The 5,063-nt window shown below is 49.4% G+C and carries 6 protein-coding genes; 4 read left to right on the top strand and 2 right to left on the bottom strand.

Features of this window, described 5'->3' with window-relative positions; translation table 11 throughout:
* The first annotated feature begins 289 nt into the window (after positions 1–289).
* From AAAU26_RS08970 to AAAU26_RS08960, 3 genes are all read left to right on the top strand, one after another.
* The gene (locus AAAU26_RS08970; RefSeq protein ID WP_154265812.1) at positions 290–565 is read left to right on the top strand and encodes a helix-turn-helix domain-containing protein; all 276 of its coding nucleotides are present in this window, start codon (positions 290–292) and stop codon (positions 563–565) included.
* A gap of 14 nt (positions 566–579) precedes the next feature.
* Positions 580–1,830 carry a tyrosine-type recombinase/integrase gene (locus AAAU26_RS08965; RefSeq protein WP_227619587.1) on the top strand — a complete coding sequence of 417 codons (1,251 nt, stop codon included), beginning with the start codon at positions 580–582 and terminating at the stop codon, positions 1,828–1,830.
* A gap of 461 nt (positions 1,831–2,291) precedes the next feature.
* The gene (locus AAAU26_RS08960; RefSeq protein ID WP_097791729.1) at positions 2,292–2,921 is read left to right on the top strand and encodes a helix-turn-helix domain-containing protein; all 630 of its coding nucleotides are present in this window, start codon (positions 2,292–2,294) and stop codon (positions 2,919–2,921) included.
* A gap of 61 nt (positions 2,922–2,982) precedes the next feature.
* On the opposite strand, the gene AAAU26_RS08955 is transcribed toward AAAU26_RS08960, so the two are convergent.
* Positions 2,983–3,960, bottom strand: a complete 978-nt coding sequence (locus AAAU26_RS08955) for a translation initiation factor 2 (protein ID WP_227619588.1) — start codon at positions 3,958–3,960, stop codon at positions 2,983–2,985.
* 9 nt (positions 3,961–3,969) lie between these two features.
* Positions 3,970–4,407 carry a DUF4869 domain-containing protein gene (locus AAAU26_RS08950; protein ID WP_015565721.1) on the bottom strand — a complete coding sequence of 146 codons (438 nt, stop codon included), beginning with the start codon at positions 4,405–4,407 and terminating at the stop codon, positions 3,970–3,972.
* A gap of 158 nt (positions 4,408–4,565) precedes the next feature.
* Between AAAU26_RS08950 and AAAU26_RS08945 the strand changes: the two genes are divergently transcribed.
* Positions 4,566–5,063, top strand: a 498-nt coding sequence (locus AAAU26_RS08945) for a replication initiator protein A (RefSeq protein ID WP_349181021.1), incomplete at its 3' end; no start/stop codon positions are given.

Below are 5,063 nucleotides of genomic sequence, written 5' to 3'. Positions count from 1 at the left end.
CTTCACAAAAGGTACTTCTGTAACTCGCAGCCCGGTCATAACGAAGACGGGGTGGCTGAAATGCCAATGGTGCGGTGTGAATCCGCTGCCGGACGATTCCCCACTCCTAGGGTGCCGAGGGCGAATATGGGAGACCTATATCATATTGACGCAGATGGGCTGCAAGTCTATCTGCGATGCGAGAGTTGAAACTACTGTCAGCTCTCTTTACATTGTCACCTGAACGCAGCCTTGCTGCAAAGGATGACACACTTTTTGACCTTAAACTACTTATGCAGAAGGAGTGCCTATGAAGTTTAACGATGCCTATTCCCAGATGTTTCCCGGTTACCCCGATGCCGTCAGCCTTCAGCAGGCTGCGGAGATGCTTGGTCTGAACCGCCATACAGTTGGGGAACTGATCCGTTCCCGCCGCCTGTTTGCGCTTAAAATCGGCCGCACCTATCGTATCCCGAAGCTGAGTGTGATCGAGTTCCTGCTCACCGGACAGAGCACCTTCCCGGCTGGAAATCCGTCGCTGGATGTGGTATGCTGTGGGTGCAGCAACGGACAGCACGCCTGTTGACCCAAAGGAGGTTTATGATGAAAACTACAGGGTCTGTCCAAGAGAAAAATGGACGTTTCTATTTCGTGGTCAATCTTTATGATGCCAACGGCAAGCGGAAGATCAAGTGGATCTCCACAGGTTTGACCGTCCGGGGCAACAAGCGCAAGGCAGAATCCATGCTCCGGGAAGTATTGCTCCACTATGATGAGACCGGGGAACTGCCCACGGGGCGGGGCGGAGCCTACGAAAAAGTAGATGCTAAAACCGCCAAGCCCTTGCCGAAACCTCTCCAACCCGTTAACAAGTCGGAGATGCTGTTTCTGGATTATCTCAACGAGTGGGTGCAAGTTCACAAGGCATCCATCCAGCCTGCAACCTTTATCAGCTACAATCGGATGATCACCGGGCGCATCACGCAGTATTTTGAGCCGCTGGGCTTGAAGCTGTGCGAGGTCACGCCGCAGGTGCTGGATGAGTTTCAGGAGAAGATCTTGCTGGAGGGCTACACCACTAACACAGTCATTCACTACCACGCCATCTTCGGTAAAGCGTTCAAGGATGCCGTCCGCAAGGACTATCTGGAAACCAACCCGATGCTGAAAGTTGACCGCCCGAAAAAGAACAGCTTCCGGCCCAACTTCTACTCCAAGGATGAAGTCCAACAGCTGCTGGAAGTATCGCAGGATGACCCCCTGCACCTGTGCATCCTCATTACGGCCTACTACGGTCTGCGCCGCAGCGAGGTACTGGGGTTGAAGTGGTCGTCTATCGACTTTGAGCGCAAGTCCATCACCATCAATCACAAGGTGACGGAACAGTTGGTGAACGGCAAGTACGTTCCTGTGGTCAGCGATGTGATGAAGAACAAGACCAGCTGCCGCACCCTGCCGCTGATCCCGGCTGTGGAAGAAGAACTTCTGAAGCAGAAGGAAAAGCAGCAGCTTTACCGCAAGCTGTTCAAGAAGAGCTACAGCACTGAGTATTTGGATTTCGTCTGCACCGATGAGGAAGGCAAGCTGATCCGCCCGAACTTCGTGACGGAACACTTTGATTGGCTGCTGACCAAGTACGGGCTGAAGCACATCCGTTTTCACGACCTGCGCCACAGCTGTGCCAGCCTGATGGTGATGAACGGCGTATCCATGAAGCAGGTTCAGGAGTGGCTGGGGCACAGTACCTTTTCTACCACCGCTGACATCTACGCACATCTCGATTACAAAAGCAAACAGGGGTCTGCTGGGGTCATTGCGAACCTTTTGGGAGAATCCAAACTCCCCAAATAATTATGGATTTATCGTTCATGTATAAAGCATACTGTGATGAGGCAAAAGCGCTTTTTCTCTGCTTGATGCAAAAGAAAAAGTCGCAGATTCGTTTGAATCTGCGACTTCTGGCGGAGATGGTGGGATTCGAACCCACGTGCCCGATTAAGGACAAAACGATTTCGAGTTTTTCCTGCTTCACGGTACTTGGTGGAAGACAGAGGTAATTAGCCGACTTTTCCAGAAGATACGAACCATCGAATTTACGCTTAAAATTTCATCAAAATCCAAAATCACTAGGCTCCATGCGGATTTGAACCCACTTTCCAAAACGCAGAAAAATCTGCCTTTTGGAGAGAATCGGGAGAGATTTTACGCCCGTTGGAGAGAACGGGCGAGAGAGATTCCGGGAGCCATGATCCATCCATACAGTATGTTGCTTCTGACGCTGACAAAATCAAAGCAGCAAAGGATGGATGAATATGAGGACTCTGTTAGAGTGCTATAAAATACTCGAAGAATATCCCAACGGAATGACGAAAGACCAGTTCTACCGTGTTGCCCGCATCAACAAGCAACACGCAAAGTATCTTCTGGATTCCGGTCTCGTTCCGTGTACCAATACAGGAAAGAAAACACGCAAATACCATATTGCGACCCACGACGTGATCACCTACCTGTGTGACCGCGAAGATAACCCCGAAAAGTATAAAGTGCCAACGGGCTTTTATATCGGAAAGAATGGCTGCCCCAAGCGGCACCCGGACAAGCCTGTCACAGAGATCATCCGCTTCGATTTTACAGAGCCAGAAAAAACAGGGCTGTATACCCTATGGGAAAATCTCACGGTTGGATATGATGATCTGCTGACCACCCCGGTAGTTTCGGAGCTGACGGGCTACTCTGCACAAAGCATCCAGCGATGGTGCAATCAGAAGATCCTTGTGGGCTTCAAAATTCGTGGCACATTGACGATTCCGCGCCTTGCGGTCGTTGAGTTTATGTCCGGCGACCGTGCAACGGCTATCGTCCGAAAATCCTCAAAGCACCTCGATTTGCTCCGCACCTATGCACAGGACTGCCATGAAGGTGCAATGACAATTACATATTAAACGAACAGGACTGCTCCACAGTACAATGTGTGTGAAGCAGTCCTGTTTGCTTAGTAGGGATTTATATGTCTTTCTTGTCGAGCTGGATGTGGGACATCTCCGAAAGAATCGCTTTCTTTTCATGCTCCTGTAAATACACAGGATTCAGTTTTGACTTCGTATATTTCAGATAGCTGTCAGCGGTCTTTTGCATCAGCACAGCCGTAAAATATCGCTCCCAACTGAAATACTGCTGGCTTTCCACATGATTTTCCGGCGATTTCAGAATTTCATCGACCTCTGTGTCTTCGAGCAATCCAGAGCGAAGAATCAACCATTCAAACGATTCTGGCAGGTAAATATGAGAATCCGGCTGGAGGGCAAGCAGTTGCATAATGCGCTCCATCTGCGAACCAAATGCCGCACCGTCTGCAACCACCAGAATATTCTCCCCTGCACGGTCGGACAGCATTTTGAAAATGTTGGACTTTCCACCAGCAGATTCGCAGAAAATTCCGTTTTCGGCGCAAACAGCCTGAAAAAACTGGAACCCCGAATTGGAATCCTCTGTAATGATTGCCACTGGTTTTAGTTTCTCCAACCCCATCGGATTTCCGTAAATTCGGAAAAACTCATTGTAGGTCTGTTTCAAGTCTCCGAAGTGTTTGGATGCCCGGATGCCGTAAATTTCCGTTACGCTATACGGTAATGTTTCAAGTCCTTCCCGCGTGACGAGCACATAGTAGTTGTCTGTTTTCTGAATCGCTGCGGCAAATTCCTTTGAAGCAGTAAAAGCATTCCCTTCATCAATAAAAACGATACTCTGCGAAAGGTCGGAAAGCTGTTTTTCCCACTGCCGCCCGGAAAGAACAACGCAATCCTTCTCGCATTGCAGTTCTATTCCACTGTCCGGGCCTAGTTCCTCGTATTCCCGAATCATCTCCACGAGCGTTGTTTTTCCTGTGGCACTATCTCCACGCAAGATCGTGATGTTCCGGCGTATTTCAAAATCGAACTTGATTTTTCGGTTTTGTACAACGACCCGATATGCTCCTGTCATAAAAAATCCTCACACATAAAGTCCTGCAACGGGGACAAGTTCCCGCATGGAGTGAACGATCTGATTGGTGTTCAGGATGCGGATAGTAAATGTTCCATTTCCAAAATCCATGAGATGCCGAAGGTTGATGGTAACATCCCGATTTTCAGCGATTTTTAACAGCCATTTGGCACAGTTATCTCCACAGGTCGAAGCGTTGAACACCTTTTCCGGCTCGTTGGCTATCAAAATCAGGGTCTTTACTCCGCCCGACAACTGCACCGGGGGAATCTTCCCCAGCACCGGACTATCAATCACACCGCTGTCCAGTACAGTGGAATGGTCTACGTCTTGTATCATCTCACGAGTAAGCGGAGCCGTGATCCACTCCTCTGCATAAGTGTTCTTAAAATAAACAGCGGTGTTGTAGATCACGTTCGGCATATCACCGTAAAAAACATTAAGCATATAAGCATCTTCTCCTGTTACATCGGTTGACACTTTTATTATCATCATTGTAAGCGTTTTTTCTGGTGAATGTCAACCTGTTTTTCATTCATTTCGGAGGGAGGGATAGTTTTCCACATGAATACACCCCTACAGTTGAAAATCCGAGGACACACCAAATGATGCTGGACTACTTCTATGGTCAGTCGGGCGAATTGTTCTCCTATTTCCGCATCCCCAAGGCACTGTTCCAAGACTGCCGTTTCCGGCAGCTCTCCACAGATGCCCGGACACTGTACGGCATCCTGCTGGACCGCATGAGCCTGTCAGTCAAGAACGGCTGGCTGGACGAGCAGGGGCGAGTGTATATCATCTACACAGGCCGGGAAGTACAGGAATCCCTCTGTTGCGCCGAACACAAGGCGGTCAAGCTGTTCCGGGAATTGGAGCAGCTCGACCTCATCGAGCGCAAACGTCGTGGGCTGGGCAGACCAAGCCTGATCTACGTCAAGGATTTTTCCTCCGGCTTGCCCAAAGCGCAAGTACAGAATTGCCCAAACAGCAATTCTGGTGCTGCCGAAAGCACAATTCTGGAACAGCCAAAACCGCAAGCAAATAAGACTGATAAGAATAAAACAGAGTGGAACGATCCTGACCCTATCTATTCCGGGGGCATC

The sequence above is a fragment of the Faecalibacterium longum genome (assembly GCF_040094125.1).
Lineage (GTDB): Bacteria > Bacillota > Clostridia > Oscillospirales > Ruminococcaceae > Faecalibacterium > Faecalibacterium longum.
This window is presented reverse-complemented; position numbering and strand designations above follow the sequence as displayed.